13 protein-coding genes are annotated in these 14925 nt (G+C 59.1%); 8 read left to right on the top strand and 5 right to left on the bottom strand.

Features of this window, described 5'->3' with window-relative positions:
* Positions 1-35 precede the first annotated feature (35 nt).
* Positions 36-956, top strand: a complete 921-nt coding sequence (locus K5K95_RS30005) for a universal stress protein (RefSeq protein WP_222587436.1) — start codon at positions 36-38, stop codon at positions 954-956.
* Between the two features lie 93 nt (positions 957-1049).
* Here the strand turns inward: K5K95_RS30005 and K5K95_RS30000 are convergent, their stop codons facing one another.
* From K5K95_RS30000 to K5K95_RS29990, 3 genes are all read right to left on the bottom strand, one after another.
* Positions 1050-1595: an Hsp20/alpha crystallin family protein gene (locus tag K5K95_RS30000; RefSeq protein WP_222587435.1), complete on the bottom strand. Its 546-nt coding sequence runs from the start codon at positions 1593-1595 to the stop codon at positions 1050-1052.
* A gap of 492 nt (positions 1596-2087) precedes the next feature.
* Positions 2088-2321: a hypothetical protein gene (locus K5K95_RS29995; RefSeq protein ID WP_222587434.1), complete on the bottom strand. Its 234-nt coding sequence runs from the start codon at positions 2319-2321 to the stop codon at positions 2088-2090.
* Positions 2322-2344: 23 nt separating this feature from the next.
* The gene (locus K5K95_RS29990; RefSeq protein WP_222587433.1) at positions 2345-2842 is read right to left on the bottom strand and encodes a BCAM0308 family protein; all 498 of its coding nucleotides are present in this window, start codon (positions 2840-2842) and stop codon (positions 2345-2347) included.
* A 287-nt stretch (positions 2843-3129) separates the two neighbouring features.
* Here K5K95_RS29990 and groL point away from each other — a divergent pair, with 287 nt between their 5' ends.
* From groL to K5K95_RS29965, 5 genes are all read left to right on the top strand, one after another.
* Positions 3130-4746 carry a chaperonin GroEL gene (gene groL / locus K5K95_RS29985; protein ID WP_222587432.1) on the top strand — a complete coding sequence of 539 codons (1617 nt, stop codon included), beginning with the start codon at positions 3130-3132 and terminating at the stop codon, positions 4744-4746.
* Between the two features lie 15 nt (positions 4747-4761).
* Positions 4762-5649 (top strand): universal stress protein, encoded by an 888-nt coding sequence (locus K5K95_RS29980; protein ID WP_222587431.1) that lies wholly within the window; start codon positions 4762-4764, stop codon positions 5647-5649.
* A gap of 149 nt (positions 5650-5798) precedes the next feature.
* The gene (locus K5K95_RS29975) at positions 5799-6683 is read left to right on the top strand and encodes a universal stress protein (RefSeq protein WP_222587430.1); all 885 of its coding nucleotides are present in this window, start codon (positions 5799-5801) and stop codon (positions 6681-6683) included.
* 54 nt (positions 6684-6737) lie between these two features.
* Positions 6738-7445 (top strand): phosphoribosyltransferase, encoded by a 708-nt coding sequence (locus K5K95_RS29970; RefSeq protein ID WP_222587429.1) that lies wholly within the window; start codon positions 6738-6740, stop codon positions 7443-7445.
* On the top strand, positions 7438-8097 hold the full coding sequence (locus K5K95_RS29965; RefSeq protein ID WP_222587428.1) for a dienelactone hydrolase family protein: 660 nt from the start codon (positions 7438-7440) through the stop codon (positions 8095-8097). Before K5K95_RS29970 ends, K5K95_RS29965 begins: the two co-directional genes overlap by 8 nt.
* 24 nt (positions 8098-8121) lie before the next feature.
* Here the strand turns inward: K5K95_RS29965 and K5K95_RS29960 are convergent, their stop codons facing one another.
* Positions 8122-9489 (bottom strand): erythromycin esterase family protein, encoded by a 1368-nt coding sequence (locus K5K95_RS29960; RefSeq protein ID WP_222587427.1) that lies wholly within the window; start codon positions 9487-9489, stop codon positions 8122-8124.
* A gap of 537 nt (positions 9490-10026) precedes the next feature.
* Between K5K95_RS29960 and K5K95_RS29955 the strand changes: the two genes are divergently transcribed.
* Together K5K95_RS29955 and K5K95_RS29950 are read left to right on the top strand one after the other, a co-directional pair.
* On the top strand, positions 10027-10569 hold the full coding sequence (locus K5K95_RS29955) for a c-type cytochrome (protein ID WP_261398105.1): 543 nt from the start codon (positions 10027-10029) through the stop codon (positions 10567-10569).
* Positions 10570-10681: 112 nt separating this feature from the next.
* The gene (locus K5K95_RS29950; protein WP_222587425.1) at positions 10682-13072 is read left to right on the top strand and encodes a phosphoketolase; all 2391 of its coding nucleotides are present in this window, start codon (positions 10682-10684) and stop codon (positions 13070-13072) included.
* Here the strand turns inward: K5K95_RS29950 and ftsH are convergent.
* On the bottom strand, positions 13060-14910 hold the full coding sequence (ftsH, locus tag K5K95_RS29945) for an ATP-dependent zinc metalloprotease FtsH (RefSeq protein ID WP_222587424.1): 1851 nt from the start codon (positions 14908-14910) through the stop codon (positions 13060-13062). The genes K5K95_RS29950 and ftsH overlap by 13 nt on opposite strands.
* Positions 14911-14925 lie beyond the last annotated feature (15 nt).

Here is a 14925-nt window from a genome sequence, read left to right as displayed (position 1 = left end):
AAGGCAGGCAAGGTATTCCGAGGACGAGGTAGGTCATGCTGAAACTCAAGCGGATCCTGTTGATCGCCCCCTCCGAAATGAACCGCACGCCGGCGTTCGACCGGGCGCGCGCACTGGCCTGCGCCTCCGGGGCTTTATTGCACATCGTCGCGTTCGACTATGTGCAGACACTGGCGCTGGCCGGGTTGTTCGATCACGACGCAATGGCACAGGCACGGGAGGGCTACTTGCAGGTACATCGTCACTGGCTGGAGCAGCAAGCCCGGTTTCAACGGTGTACGGGGTTGCAGGTGACCACTGAAGTGGTCTGGGCCAAGTCGAGCCTGGCGCATGTGCTCGAGTACGTGAATGACTTCCATGCGGATTTGGTGATCAAGGACACCCAGCAGATTCCGGCACTCGATCGCGCCTTCCATCGCCCTCTGGACTGGCTGTTGCTGCGTGACTGCCCGGCTCATTTGCATCTGGTGACTGACCCCAGGAATCCCAAGCCGTCGAAGATCCTCGCGGCCATCGATCTTTCACACCTGGAAGACCTCACGCATGGGCTCAATGACCGGATTCTCGACCTGGCCTCGACATTCGCAGCCTCCTGCGATGCGTCCTTGCACCTGCTCAACGTCAGCAACTGGTCGGTGATGGGCGACGCTACGCAGAGCGTGCCGACACAGAGCCTGAAAGCCAGTCTGGGCGACGCCGTCACCGATGCCCAGACAGAAGCCTTCGAGGTGCTGGCCGAGCGCTACGGTATCGAACAAAAACGTCGACATCAGCTCAGAGGTATTCCTCACAAGGTGATTACACATTTCGCGCAACGCAATGCCTTCGACATGGTGGTGATGGGCGCGGTCTACCAACGCGGGATTGACCGGTTCATCGGCAGTACCGCCGAGAGTGTGTTGAACCGCGCGCCTTGCAGTTTGACCATCGTCAAGCCATTGCCATGGCTCCAGTGAGAGACCACCGCGTCATCGATTCGCCTGCTACGCCATCAAGCTGATAAAAAAAGCCCCCGCCGGTTTCCCGGCAGGGGCTGGACTTGCAGGGTTTCACTCGCCTTTGATCGGTACAACCTTGTCGGCTTTCATGGCCTCAGGTTTTTTTGGCAACGAGACGTTCAGCACACCTTTGCTGAAGCTCGCTTCGATCTTATCGGCATCGACGCCTTTGGGCAGATTGAACACCCGTTCGAACGAGCCATAGTGACGCTCGCTGAGGTGATAACCCTTCCTTTTTTCTTCCTTGTCCTCTTTCTTCTCGCCTCTGATGATGAGGCTGCCGTTGGACAATTTGATCTCGATGTTTTTTTGGTCCATGCCGGGCAGTTCGGCGGAGATTTCGTAGCTTTTATCTTTCTCGGTGATGTCCACCGCAGGCAGGCTCTGGCCGGTCAGTTCCAGTGGCCAGAATGGCTCGACATCGAACAGCCCACGACTGAAGGGGGAAAGTCCCCGGCCGCGACCAAAGTCCGAGAACAGTTGATCGACCTGTTGCCGGAGTTTTTCCAGAGGTCGCCAAAGGTCTGCTGTCGTCATAGGGTGCTGACTGGCTTTGTCTTCAGTCGTTATCGGCATTTTTTTCACGGAATTGCTCATGTTTACTCCTCCTCTTGGATTGAGGGCGGACGGCGAACATTTTGCTGCACTCCACCCTGAAAGAATAAAAAGCAGGTCCTGGCCCTTATAAGATCGGTGGCCCGGACCACAGCCTCCAGCCGACGAAGGCTACCGCCGCGCCCCTGAATGACAGTCCCGTATCGGGGGCATGGAGCGGTTGGCCCTGAGTTTCTGTATTCCTCGAATGTCAGGGTGCGGCTGCTGACTTTACTGTCGGCGAGAATGTCCAGGAGCCGTTTGATTTAGATCAGAAACAGGGCAAACGTTGAGTGCCTTGGGGGACAAAGGTCAGTGCTGGCCGGCGTGGTTGACATGGCTGCTGGGGGCGGCGATGTGTGCGACGGACGTTGGTATCGCGCTGCATTTCACTGATGTCGAATCCTTCCCTCGATTGCTGATGGAGCGTCACCCCTTATCCCGTCGTCATGCTTGACGCACGTGTTGGCCGCCCCTGGGTTATGCCTGGCGCTGTCATCGATTGGCCTTGTCCCTGAACCGCATCCATTCCTGCCAGGCTTGCCGGTATTTTTCATCGGCGCGTTTTTTCGCTTCGGAAAACTTATGCATGGTCGGCGCCGAAATGGGCTCGTTCAACAATGCGTAGGCTTGATCGTTCAGTTGGTCGGCTTCAAAAAACAGCGCGGCGATACTGTCGTTCGATTCGAAGTTGGCAGCGTGCTGTATGGCTGAATGATTGTTGGTCATGGTCGTACTCTTTCTGAAAGCACCTATTCGTCACGTGTCCAGTGGATGCTCACCCCGTACTTATCCTCGCTGTACCGGTAATCGGATTTGCCTTTGAAAGCACCTTCCAGCGCATGGCCCAAGCGATTCGCGAGATGGATGCCGGTCGTGGTCACGATCAGGTCATCCCCGGAGTCGGTCAGCTTGATGATGCGCTCCAGGGCATGCTCGGCTTTTTCAGTTTTCTCGGTGTGTTCCACCAGGTGGATGATTTCATTTCGATGCTTTTGCGAGAAGCTCCCCGACAGCGTGAGGGTGCCCGCTGGCATGTTGTCCGCGATGCGTCGGCAGGCTGGGCAGGTGGTTTCTTTCGCGTCATGCACCACGGTGTTTTCGGGACGATTCCAGGTCCAGTTCCCTGCTTGATACACCGCGCCACACTGCGCACAAACGGCTGAGCCTTCAACTCGCTGCAAGCAATAGGGGTCATGGGTGGAGGTTTTGAACAGCTTGTCTTTCTGGCTCTGTTGATACTTGTCCATCGTGTTTCTCCTCGCCCATTGAAATGGAAAAAAAACCGTTCGGTTCACAAAAATTCGCCTGTCCATCCTTGGAGTTCACGATTTCATTGGGACTCTGTTTCCTGCTTCCAGCATTGATTTTTGTCAATTCCGGGGCGCGAGCTGACAGTCGGTCTTCCTGAGGCTACAGGCGGCCGAAGGGTCGGGGGACCCTGTAATTTTGTTGATAAAAGTCAACGTGGAGCCGGCCATTCCATAGAAGCATTCCAGCATGCAGTTGTTATACAAATGGCGAGGAGTGCACCCCGATGGCTCACAGTAAAATCGTGTTTCGTGCGACAGCTCGCGAGAAAATCCTCAGTGGCGCCACGCAGTTGGCGGACGCCGTGCGTGTGACGCTGGGCCCGAAATCAAAATCGGTGTTGATTCAAAGTAAATGGGGCAATCCGACGGTCTGCAATGACGGCGTGACGATTGCCAAACGCGTTGACCTGCAAGACCCCGAGGAAAACCTGGGCGCGCAAATGCTGCGCCAGGCCGCCGAACGCACAGGCGATGCCGTAGGGGATGGCACCAGCACCTCAACAGTACTGGCCCATGCCATCCTGGCCGATGGCATTCGTAACGTTGTCGCGGGTGCCAGTGCGATCGACCTCAAGCGTGGCCTGGATCGCGGCTTGTCGCTGGTCGTGGAATCACTTGCCGCCCAGTCGCGACCCGTCAGCACACCCAAGGAAAAAGCCCAGGTCGCCGCGCTGTCGGCGCACAACGACACGGTCATCGGTCAATTGGTGGCGGATGCATTGGAGAAGGTCGGCGTAGAAGGTGTCGTCAGCGTAGAGGAATCGAAGACGACCGAAACCGTGGTCGAGGTCATGGAAGGGATGCGCTTTGACCGGGGCTATGTCTCGCCGTATTTCGTTACCGACGCCGAGAAAATGCAGGTTGAACTCGATGACGCGTATTTGCTGCTCTGTGACCATAAGATCGGCGCACTCAAAGACTTGCTTCCCTTGCTTGAACTCGTTGCCAAAAGCGGTCAACCCCTGGTGTTGATCGCGGACGACATTGAAGGTGAGGCGTTGACCACGTTGGTCGTCAACCAGATACGCGGCGTATTGCGGGCGGTGGCCATCAAGGCACCAGGCTTTGGCGACCGGCGCAAGGAAATGCTCCACGACATGGCGGTTCTGACAGGGGCGACGGTGATTTCCAACGACCTGGGCATCCCCCTGGAACAGGTGGAACTGAGCCAGCTGGGACGGGCGCATCGCGTGGTGGTGCAAAAAGACAGCACGGCATTGATAGGCGGGGCGGGCACACGTGAGGCCATTGAGGCGCGTCTGCAGCAGATTCGTGCGCAAATGGACAGCACCGCCAGCGATTACGACCGGGAAAAACTCCAGGAACGACTGGCCAGGCTTTCTGGCGGTGTTGCGGTGATCCGGGTCGGGGCGCCTTCCGAAGCCGAGATGAAAGCACGCAAGGATGCGCTGGATGACGCCATCTCGGCGACCCGGGCGGCAATCGCCGAAGGCATTGTTCCGGGGGGTGGGCTTGCGCTACTCAAGGCTGTCCCGATTATCGCGGCCGAAGAGGCCCTTTATGAGGGCGATGCCAGGACCGGTCTGCAGATCCTGCGCCGGGCGCTGGAAGCCCCGGCCAGACTCATCGCGGAAAACTCCGCGGTGGACGCCGGCGTGGTGGTTGCACGCATGCTCGCCGAACCCGGCAACGTCGGTTTCGACGCGTCCGCCAACTGTTACGTGGACATGTATGACGCCGGCATTATCGATCCGACCAAAGTGGTGCGCATTGCCCTGGAAAATGCCGTTTCAGTCGCCAGCATCTTGCTGCTGACCGAGGCAACCCTGACCGACATTCCGGAAAAGGAATCGCCGGTCCAGCCACCGTTCCCTGAATGAAACAGGGGTGAGCTCATGAGCCAGTATCAACAGTTGTTACTCATTACCCATCTCGCCCTGCGCCACTCCCCGGCAATCGACCAGGCCGCGGCGTTGGCCCGGGCCAGCGCTGCACGTTTGCATATTGCGGCGTTGATTGCGCCACTGAAACTGTTGTCGCTGCTGGAGGAGAGGGACAGGGCAACCGCGCGGGAGCGTTATCTGCAGGATCACCGAGACTGGCTGCGGGAGCAGGCGAAATATCTGCATGGCCAAGGGATCAGCGTCACCACGCAGGTGGCCTGGGCTGATGATATGGAGCAAGACATTCTTGATCACGTGGCGCTACTGCGGCCCGACCTGCTGATCAAGGAAGTTCAGCATGAATCGGCGCTCAAGCGTGCGTTCTTCACGCCTCTCGACTGGCGCTTGTTGCGCCATTGCCCTGTGCCGGTTTATCTGGTCGGAGAGGCTCGTCACGCCTTGCCGCGCAAGGTCGTGGCGGCGGTCGACGCTGCGGCAGGCGAGTCGACGAACAGCGAACTGAATGATCGCATTATCGAGCAGGCCATCGGCCTGGCCATACAGTGCGATGCCGAATTACATCTGCTGTGCGCCTGTGAGGTGTCGGAAGTTGTTCTGGAGGAATTGGATGCAGGGTTGGCACTGTCGAAGTTGACGAGGAAGCTGCGCAACGAGCTGGAAAAATCGTTCATCCAGTTGGCCAGTCGGCACAGCGTGCCCGCTGATCGTCGGCATTTCGTTTTGGGGCATCCGGTCTCGGCGCTGAGCGAGTTCGTCGATACGCATCAGATGGATGTGATCGTGATGGGCAGAGTTCAGTATCAGGGTCTGGAAAAGCGGGTGGGCAGTACCACTGAACACATCCTGTACCAGGTGCCGTGCAGCGTATTGGCAGTCTAGCGGGCGCAGGTTTGACATAAGTCAACGCCACAGAATCCTCAACGGAGGACGCTTAATCAACGCTGGTGCTGATCCGGCGCAGGCGTCGACGCCAGCCTCGGCAAAGGGCCTGTGGTGCACGACGAGCCCCCTCTGTGTGGAGTCAGATCATGAGCCAATATCAACGCTTGTTACTGATCATCAACCCGGCCCAGCGCCATTCCCCGGCGATCAACCATGCTGCCGCCGTGGCCAAGGCCAGCGGTGCGAGCTTGCATATTGCGGCGTTGGCCAAGCCGGTAGAGATACTGTCACTGCTTGAAGAAGGCGTGCGGGAAAAGGCCCGGAAAAGCTACCTGCAGGACCATACGGAATGGCTGAAAAACCAGGCAAAGAGCCTCCGTGGTCGCGGTATCGAGGTCACCATGGAGGTGAGCTGGGCCGATGACTTGCAGCAGGACATCCTTGATCACGTTACGGAAATGCAACCTGATTTGGTGATCAAAGAAACCCAACACGAATCAGCGCTCAAACGTGTTTTTTTCACCCCGCTCGATTGGCGTTTATTGCGACATTGCCCCGTGCCGGTGTACCTGGTGGGCGGGGGCGCTCACGCCTTGCCGCGCAAGGTCGTGGCGGCCGTCGACGCGTCCGATACGGCGCCTGCCAACAACGAGCTGAACGAGCGGATCATTCAACAGGCCACCAGCCTGGCGTTGCAGTGCGGGGCCGAACTGCATCTGCTGTATGCCTGTGATATTTCCTCGGTGTACATGACGGACATGGGCGGGCTGGCGCTGTCTGACCTGACCGAGGATTTGCGTAGAAACGATGAACAAGCGTTTCTCGAATTGGCCCATCGCTACGGTGTGCCCGCCGATCGTCACCATTTCATTCTGGGACAACCCGTCTCGGCGCTGAGTGAGTTTGCCAGCGAACAGGAGGTGGATGTGATCGTGATGGGCAGGGCTCAGTATCACGGCCTGGAGAAACTTCTGGGCAGCACCACTGAACATATTCTGTACCAGGTGGCTTGCAACGTTCTGGCGGTCTAGCGCGGGCAAAGCCCTGGGTAAACAACGGCAGGCGTCATCGCTCGGGAGGTTTTCATGACTCAGAGTCCCTCATTGCAAACGACCTTGAAGGATCGGGCCGCGGCAGGTCGAGGTCTGGTAGAACCGTTGCTCAAGTACGCAAATCGACCGGATGTCATCGTCCTCGCCTTGCCGCGTGGCGGCGTCCCGGTGGCCTATGAAGTGGCCACGGCGCTTAATGTTCACCTGGACCTGATGCTGGTGCGCAAGCTGGGCGTTCCGTCTCATGAGGAGTACGCCATGGGCGCCATTGCCAGCGGTGGCATTCAAATACTCAACGAAGATGCTCTGCGCGCCCATCCCATTGATCGAGCCAGTTTCGACGCGGTGGTCGCACGAGAAACACGCGAGTTGCTGCGTCGTGAACAGCTGTACCGGGGCAATCGCCCACCGGTGCAGATCAAGGACCGGGTGGTGATTCTGATCGATGACGGGCTGGCGACAGGGGCCTCGATGATGGCTGCGATACAGGCAGTGAGAAAACAAACACCTGCTCGCATCGTTGTCGCCGTGCCGGTTGCGCCGCTCGAAACGATGGAGACGTTGCTCATCGAAGTCGATGAAGTGATCTGCCCGCTCGTGCCTGAGTGGATGGTCTCGATCGGTTATTGGTATTTGAATTTTTCCCAGACCTCGGATGCGCAGGTCATTGAGTTGCTGCAGCGCGCCTGGCAACGAGAAGCTGCTGCTGGCGGTGCAACTGAGGGCAGTGTCGATGTTTGAACTTCAACCTCGACAGCTGGACCTGAATGACGTTGAACTGGCTGCTGATTTACGACTGCCACCGGGCGCCGTTGGCCTGGTGGTCTTCGTCCATGGCAGCGGCAGCAGCCGTTCAAGCCCACGCAATCGATTTGTGGCGGAGTCGCTGGCCAAACGAGGGTTAGGGTCGTTGCTGTTTGACCTGCTCATGGAGCCCGAACAACGCCTGGACAACCTGACCGGAGAGCTTCGTTTCGATATCGCGCTGCTGACCCGGCGGCTGGTGAAGGTCATCGACTGGATCGGCCAGGATGCGCAACTTCGAACGCTGCGCATCGGCCTGTTCGGTGCCAGCACCGGTGCAGCTGCCGCGCTGTTGGCGGCGGTTGCGCGAGCGGATGTGGTGCATGCGGTGGTCAGCCGAGGAGGGCGGACCGACCTGGCGGGGGCGGCGCTGTCTCAAGTGCGGGCGCCCACGTTACAGATTGTCGGCAGCCTGGACCCGGTGGTGATCAGGGTCAATCGCCAAAGCAGCGATGCCCTGCGCTGCGTCCAGCGTCTGGACATCGTGCGGGGCGCGACCCATCTGTTTGAAGAGCCCGGAACTCTGGCGGAAGTCGCCACGCTGGCTGGCGAATGGTTTGAACAGTATTTGAACGACACTGCTGCATAGACCATCGCCTACCCTCGGTGCGCCTCACACACCAAACGGAAAGGTTTCGTCTTCCGGTTCGATGGCCTGGCTTTTCGGCAGCGCCAATGCGCTCACGGGTCGGGTCTGTTCAATCCAGATCATCGCGTCAAACTGCTCGGCCAGCGAGGCCTCGAAGTAATGGCTGCGGCGCTCAGTGTCCGGGCGATAAATCACCCCGATGGCCCGCTCCAGCAACGGTCCGGTCAAGGCCTGGCGCAATTCTTTGCGGCGCGGATCTCGCCAATCGGTCAAGGACGCCGGTACGCCGGCCTTGAAAAACTGATGTTCCCAACTGTCCGGGTGCGAGGGCCTGATGTCCTTGATGAGCATGGCGCCGTCCCAGTCATCGGCAGCCGCCACCTGGCCGCGGTCGGTGCTCATGCCAATCAGCACGGCATCGCGCCCGAAGGCGCTGCGGCATAGATGTCCAATGTTGAACTGCCCCTTCCAACCCATTTCCGTGGCGGCCGCGTTGCCGATATGGGAGTTGTGCGCCCAGACCACGGCTTTGGCCTGAGGCCCCCGGTGCTTGAGCAGCGCCTGTAGCGTGTCGAACATATGCCGGTCCCGCAGGTTCCAGGAGGCGGTCGAACCGCGGTAAATCGCGCGGTAATACTGTTCCGCCGCCTGCACCACCCGGGCGTTTTGCGCCGCATTGAAGAACGCTTCGTCATTGCGGACAAGTCCGGCCAATTGTTCGGCCAGCATGGCGTTGAGTTGCTCGACCACCGCTTGCTCGCAGGGCATGAGGCCGGCGCGTTCGACGAAGTGTCCGTAAAGCGCCGGATCATCCTGCCACGGCGTCAGACAGCCGTAGCGCTGGCGCGCTTCCTGGGCCAACCGCGGATCGACATGGTCCAGGTAGCTCAGCACGTCATGGATGGAGTTGCGCAGACTGTAAACGTCGAGACCGCGGAACTCGACACGACGTTCAGGGGCGTGCTGGTGATTGAAGTCATGCAGCCAGTGGACGAAGGTCCTCACTTCGGTATTGCGCCACATCCAGGTCGGAAATCGGCTGAAGATGTGGCGTTTCCACGCCGAACGGGCGAGTCCCCGGACGTACTGGTCGACATGGCAAGCGTCCGGCCAATCGGCTTCCACTGCCACCACAGTGAACCCGTGGTGTTCAATCAGCCTTTGGGTAATCGCTGCGCGGGTTTTATAGAACTCGCTGGTGCCATGGCTGGCCTCACCGATCAGCACCACGCGCGCATCCGCGTAGCGATCGAACATCTCACCAAACGTTGCCGAGGTCAGCGTCGGCAAGGGTTCCGCGTATCGGCGCAGGATCGGCGCGATGGCGGCCTCGTCGATGGGCCGAGGTGAACCATGGAATGTGTCCAGCGAGTCTTGAGTGGGTGTAGGCATGACGGCCCTCCCATGGGTAGGTAACTGCCACCGGCATTGCGCTTGTTTTCCATCAGGCGCGCAACCACCAGAACTCAATTCGCAGGCGCTCGACGCGGTGTTCACGCTCCGCCCCGTGTGGCGCCTGGTCGACGTTCGATCATTCCTACACGCTGATTCAGGCGAATGATTGAGTTTGATCAACAAAGGCTGCAATGCCTCGAGAGAAAGTGTTCAAGCCAGGTCCTCACGAGCCGGATATGAGCACAAGCGATGGACATTATTGCGAATCAGGCTGAGCGGCTCGTTGCCCTTGACCTTTAGAGGGGCGACGTCTGGCTAAGCTCAATTCAGAGGTGTCACCCGCGCGCCTCTTGGGAGATTCGCAATGACAGTGACGGGCGTGTCTGTCGATAGTTGAATCGAGGGGCGTCGACCATGGAAACCTGTGGCAACAAGCGTACTTTCAACCGGTTGCATCGTGTTGTCGCGCTCTGCGCCGTTGCGCTCATGAGCTGCACGAGTACCAAAGAGGACACCTCCCAAGAGGTGTCGCCCATGCCCGGTATCGCCATGGCCGATCAAGTGTGCTCGTTGTGTCATGGCCTGACGGGAGAGTCCGTGTCGCCGCTGTTTCCCAAGTTGGCCGGTCAGCAGAAGGAGTACCTGAAGTTGCAATTGAGCGACTTCAAACTGCATACGCGCAGCGATAAAACCGGGGCTCAGTACATGAGCGGGCTGACCCATTTGACCGAGACCCAGATTAAGGAATTGGCAGACTATTTTTCGAGTCAGAGCCCCATGAAAGCGGATGTCGGTGCGTCGGACGCCCGCGGCGAATCGATTTTTCGCAACGGCATTCCCGAGTCCGGCGTGGCTCGGTGCAGCGCTTGCCATGGTGCTGGCGGGGAGGGCAAAGGCGCGGTGCCCCGCTTGGCGGGTCAACACGCAGACTATGTGGTCAGCCAGATGAAAGTGCTTGGGCAGACAGACCAGCGTCCCCGTGGCGCTCAAATGAAGCGGGAGAATCATTCCCTGTCCGATGCGGACGCTCAATTTGTAGCGCATTACCTGGCGACGCTTGGAGCCAAGACCCAGTGAAACGATCTTGAATCGCCGTCTTGATAATTGAGGTAAATCAAGTCTCCTCGGTTCAAGACTTGCAGAATCAACCCATGCCGATCATTGGACCGACAGCTGGCGGAGCACTGCAATGAGCGATTTTCTGAATGCCGAGCAACTGGAAGGACTGGATGCCTATTGGAGGGCGTCCAATTATCTGGCCGTCGGGCAGATCTACCTCAAGGACAATCCGCTACTGAAGGAACCGCTCACCCTGGCGCACCTGAAACCGCGGTTACTGGGTCACTGGGGGACCACGCCGGGGTTGAACCTGATCTACACGCACCTCAATCGCCTGATCAATCTGTATGACCTGAACATGCTGTTTATCGCCGGTCCCGGTCATGGCGGGCCGGCGGTGGTGGCGCAGACGTATCTGGAAGGCACCTATACCGAGTTTTTTCCCTCGGTGGAACGCAATACCAATGGCCTGGTTCGTCTTTTTCGGCAGTTTTCCTGGCCGTACGGGATCTCCAGTCACGTCTCGGCGCAAGTTCCGGGATCGATCCATGAAGGTGGCGAGCTGGGTTACAGCCTGGCCCACGCCTATGGCGCTGCATTTGATAATCCGGACCTGATCGTCGCCTGCGTGATCGGCGACGGTGAGGCCGAAACCGGCACGCTGGCGGCCAGTTGGCATTCCAACAAGTTCCTCAATCCGGCGCGTGACGGCGCGGTGTTGCCGATCCTGCACCTCAACGGCTACAAAATCGCCAACCCCACGGTGCTGTCCAGGATCAGCGAGGATGAACTGTCAGCCTTGCTGTATGGCTATGGCTACGACCCCTATTTTGTGGAAGGTGACGACCCGGTGCAGGTGCATCTGGCCTTGGCGCAGACGCTGGACACCTTGGTGCAGAAGATCCGTGACATTCAACTCGAGGCGCGCCGTTCCGGGCGATCGGGACCGCCGGAGCGGCCGCTGTGGCCAATGCTGGTCTTGCGGACACCCAAAGGCTGGACCGGGCCGAAGTTTGTCGATGGCCATCGAGTCGAAGGCACCTGGCGCGCGCATCAAGTGCCGCTGGCCGATTTCCAGCAACCGGTGCACCTGCGCCAACTCGAAGAGTGGCTCAAAAGCTACCGTCCCGATGAACTGTTTGATGCCAACGGTACGTTGCTGCCCGACATCGCGGCGCTGGCGCCGACCGGTCACCGGCGCATGAGTGCCAACCCCCACGCCAATGGCGGCGGGTTGTTGCGAGCGCTGGATCTGCCACGTTTCAGTGACTATGCCGTGCGGTTCAAAGCTCCCGGCAGCCTGCGCGCGGAGGCCACGCGGGTCATGGGCACGTTTTTGCGCGATGTGATGAAACACAACCTGGCCTCCAGCAACTTTCGCCTGTTTGGCCCGGATGAAACCGCCTCGAACCGACTGGACGCCGTCTATGAGGTCAGCGCCAAGGCGTGGATGGAGCCGCGAGAACCGGACGACCTCAATCTGGCACCCGATGGCCGGGTGATGGAAATTCTCAGTGAACAGGTTTGCGAGGGTTGGCTCGAGGGCTATTTGCTGACCGGTCGCCATGGTGTGTTGTCCTGCTACGAGGCCTTCATCCATATCGTCGATTCGATGGTCAACCAGCATGCGAAATGGCTGAAAACCGCCGCCGAGGTGCCTTGGCGCAAACCGATTGCTTCGCTCAATTATTTGCTGACGTCGCACGTCTGGCGTCAGGACCATAACGGCTTTTCCCATCAGGACCCGGGCTTCATCGATCTGGTGGCCAATAAAAAATCGGACGTGGTGCGGATCTACCTGCCGCCCGATGCCAATTGCCTGTTATCGGTGGCTGACCACTGCTTGAAAAGTCGCGATTACATCAACGTGATCGTGGCGGGCAAACAGCCGGAGTGGCAATGGCTGGATATCGATGCAGCCGTCCTTCATTGCCAGGCGGGTATCGGCCGTTGGGATTGGGCGTGCAAGGATGATCAAGACCCGGACGTGGTCATGGCCTGCGCCGGTGACGTGCCGACCCTGGAAACCCTGGCTGCCGTGACCCTGTTGCGCGAGTACGTGCCGGACTTGCGGGTGAGGGTGGTCAATGTCGTGGACCTGATGGTGTTGCAGCCCTCATACCAGCATCCCCATGGCTTGCCCGACAGTACGTTCGACGAGCTGTTCACCGTCGACAAACCGGTGATCTTCGCCTTCCACGGTTACCCCGCGCTGATTCATCGGCTGCTGTACAAACGCACCAATCACGAGAATTTCCATGTCCGTGGGTTCAAGGACGAGGGCGCGACCACGACACCCTTCGACATGGCCGTGATGAATAACCTGGACCGTTATCAGTTGGCCCTGGACGTCTTCGAACGGGTCCCCCGGCTGCACGATCAGTTGCACGTGGCCCGGTCGCGCTATTGGTCAACGCTTGAGCGGCACAAGCTCTACCTGATCGAGCACGGGCAGGACATGCCCGAGGTGCTGAACTGGCAATGGACCTCGGCAAGCGCCGCCAATAATCAGCCGACCTGAGGTGGAGGGGCGGGCAGTCGGGGGGCTATCGGGATGGGCTCGATGGGCTTGAGCGGTGGGAATTCTTCAGGTGTCAGGGTTTCTTTCTCCAGCAAAAGACGTGCTCCGGCGTCCAGGTCAGCCCGACGACTGTCGAGCAAGGCTTTTGCGCGCTCGTACGCTTCATCGAGCAGGGCGCGAATCCCCAGGTCAACTTCCCTGGCGGTTTGTTCCGAATAGTCTTTTTCGCCGACGCCTTGCATCCGTTCGCCCAGATACGTCGCGTTTTGCCGCTCCAGAACCGCCTGTCCAAGTTCAGGGCTCATGCCAAAACGGGTGATCAATTGGCGGGCAATATCCGTCGCGTGGGCCAGGTCATCAGCCGCCCCGGTGGAAATCTGGCCATAGGTAAGGAACTCGGCGGCGCGTCCGGCCATCAGGACGACAATCCGGTCCTTGAGCATTTGATAGCTGATGAGGAAGTGGTCTTCGGTGGGGCGCTGCAACGTATACCCCAGCGAGCCAATGGCGCGGGGCACGATGGAGACTTTGTGCACCGGGTCCATGGCCGGCAAACTGCTAGCGGCCAGGGCGTGCCCCATTTCGTGGTACGCCACCACTTGGCGTTCGTCGGCGTGCAACAAGCTGCTCTTGCGCTCAACCCCGGCGACGATGCGTTCTACGGCCCGGGTGAAGTCATCGAGGCTGACCGCTTCGGCGCCGCGACGGGTGGCGACGATGGCCGCTTCGTTGACCAGGTTGGCCAGGTCGGCGCCGGTAAAACCGGTAGTGATGTCGGCGATCTGCTCGGCGTCGAGGCCCGGCTTTATGACGATTTTCTTCAGATGGACGTTGAGAATCGCCTGTCGACCTTTGCGGTCGGGGCGGTCAATCAGAATCTGCCGGTCGATCCGTCCGGCGCGAAGCAGTGCCGGGTCGAGAATCTCTGGCCGATTGGTCGCGGCCAACAGCACGACACCTTCCCGGGGATCAAATCCGTCCAGCTCTGCCAGTAACTGGTTGAGGGTTTGCTCTTTTTCGTCGTTGCCGCCAAATGCGCCGACGCCGCGCATTTTTCCCAATGCATCGAGTTCGTCAATGAAGATGATGCAAGGTGCCGCCTGGCGCGCCTGGTCAAACAAGTCGTGTACCCGGGCAGCCCCCACGCCGACGAACATTTCGACGAACTCAGACCCCGATATCGAGAAAAATGGCACACCGGCTTCACCGGCGATGGCTTTGGCCACCAGCGTCTTGCCGGTCCCCGGCGGGCCGACCAGCAGCGTGCCCTTGGGAATGTGCGCCCCGAGCCGGGCGTATCGGGTCTTGTCCTTGAGGAACGAGACAATCTCGACCAATTCAACCTTGGCTTCATCGATGCCTGCGACATCGGCGAAGGTCACCCCGGTGTCACGCTCGACGAACACTTTGGCGCGTGACTTGCCAATACTCATCAGGCCGCCGATGCCTTGTTTTTCCGCCATCCCGCGAAACAGAAAATGCCAGATCACCATGATCAGGATAAACGGCAGCAGCCACCCGATCAGACCGTTGAGCAAGGTGTTTTCACTGACCCCGGTAAACTCCACACCTGATTGACCAAGGTCGCTGGCCAGCGCTGGATCGACCCGAACCGTCGAAAACAGGTTGCGGCCGTCGATGGGTTCCAGCAGCTTTCCGCTGATCTGGTCCTTCTCGATCCGCAAATCACTGACCTTGTGCTCGCTGAGCAGTTGCTGGAACTGACTGTAGGGAATGCTCTGAACGACATGCCGTTCTATGAACAGAAATTGAAAGAGGCTGAGCACGATAAAGGTGATCGCGAAGTAAGACAGGTTCCATTGGTGGTTTTTTTTCATGACCTTTGCTCGGAT

The organism is Pseudomonas sp. DR48 (genome assembly GCF_019823085.1).
In the GTDB taxonomy this organism is placed as follows: Bacteria; Pseudomonadota; Gammaproteobacteria; order Pseudomonadales; family Pseudomonadaceae; genus Aquipseudomonas.
Note: the sequence above shows the minus strand (reverse complement) of the source record. Positions and strands in the feature narration are given on the sequence as shown.

What these genes read in the sequence shown, in the direction of transcription:
- K5K95_RS29995 (WP_222587434.1), bottom strand. Translation starts at nt 2,321, where the DNA reads ATGACCAACAATCATTCAGCCATACAGCACGCTGCCAACTTCGAATCG.
- K5K95_RS29975 (WP_222587430.1), top strand. Translation starts at nt 5,799, where the DNA reads ATGAGCCAATATCAACGCTTGTTACTGATCATCAACCCGGCCCAGCGC.
- K5K95_RS30005 (WP_222587436.1), top strand. Translation starts at nt 36, where the DNA reads ATGCTGAAACTCAAGCGGATCCTGTTGATCGCCCCCTCCGAAATGAAC.
- K5K95_RS29955 (WP_261398105.1), top strand. Translation starts at nt 10,027, where the DNA reads ATGCCCGGTATCGCCATGGCCGATCAAGTGTGCTCGTTGTGTCATGGC.
- K5K95_RS29950 (WP_222587425.1), top strand. Translation starts at nt 10,682, where the DNA reads ATGAGCGATTTTCTGAATGCCGAGCAACTGGAAGGACTGGATGCCTAT.
- groL (WP_222587432.1), top strand. Translation starts at nt 3,130, where the DNA reads ATGGCTCACAGTAAAATCGTGTTTCGTGCGACAGCTCGCGAGAAAATC.
- K5K95_RS29980 (WP_222587431.1), top strand. Translation starts at nt 4,762, where the DNA reads ATGAGCCAGTATCAACAGTTGTTACTCATTACCCATCTCGCCCTGCGC.
- K5K95_RS29965 (WP_222587428.1), top strand. Translation starts at nt 7,438, where the DNA reads ATGTTTGAACTTCAACCTCGACAGCTGGACCTGAATGACGTTGAACTG.
- K5K95_RS30000 (WP_222587435.1), bottom strand. Translation starts at nt 1,595, where the DNA reads ATGAGCAATTCCGTGAAAAAAATGCCGATAACGACTGAAGACAAAGCC.
- K5K95_RS29970 (WP_222587429.1), top strand. Translation starts at nt 6,738, where the DNA reads ATGACTCAGAGTCCCTCATTGCAAACGACCTTGAAGGATCGGGCCGCG.
- K5K95_RS29990 (WP_222587433.1), bottom strand. Translation starts at nt 2,842, where the DNA reads ATGGACAAGTATCAACAGAGCCAGAAAGACAAGCTGTTCAAAACCTCC.
- K5K95_RS29960 (WP_222587427.1), bottom strand. Translation starts at nt 9,489, where the DNA reads ATGCCTACACCCACTCAAGACTCGCTGGACACATTCCATGGTTCACCT.
- ftsH (WP_222587424.1), bottom strand. Translation starts at nt 14,910, where the DNA reads ATGAAAAAAAACCACCAATGGAACCTGTCTTACTTCGCGATCACCTTT.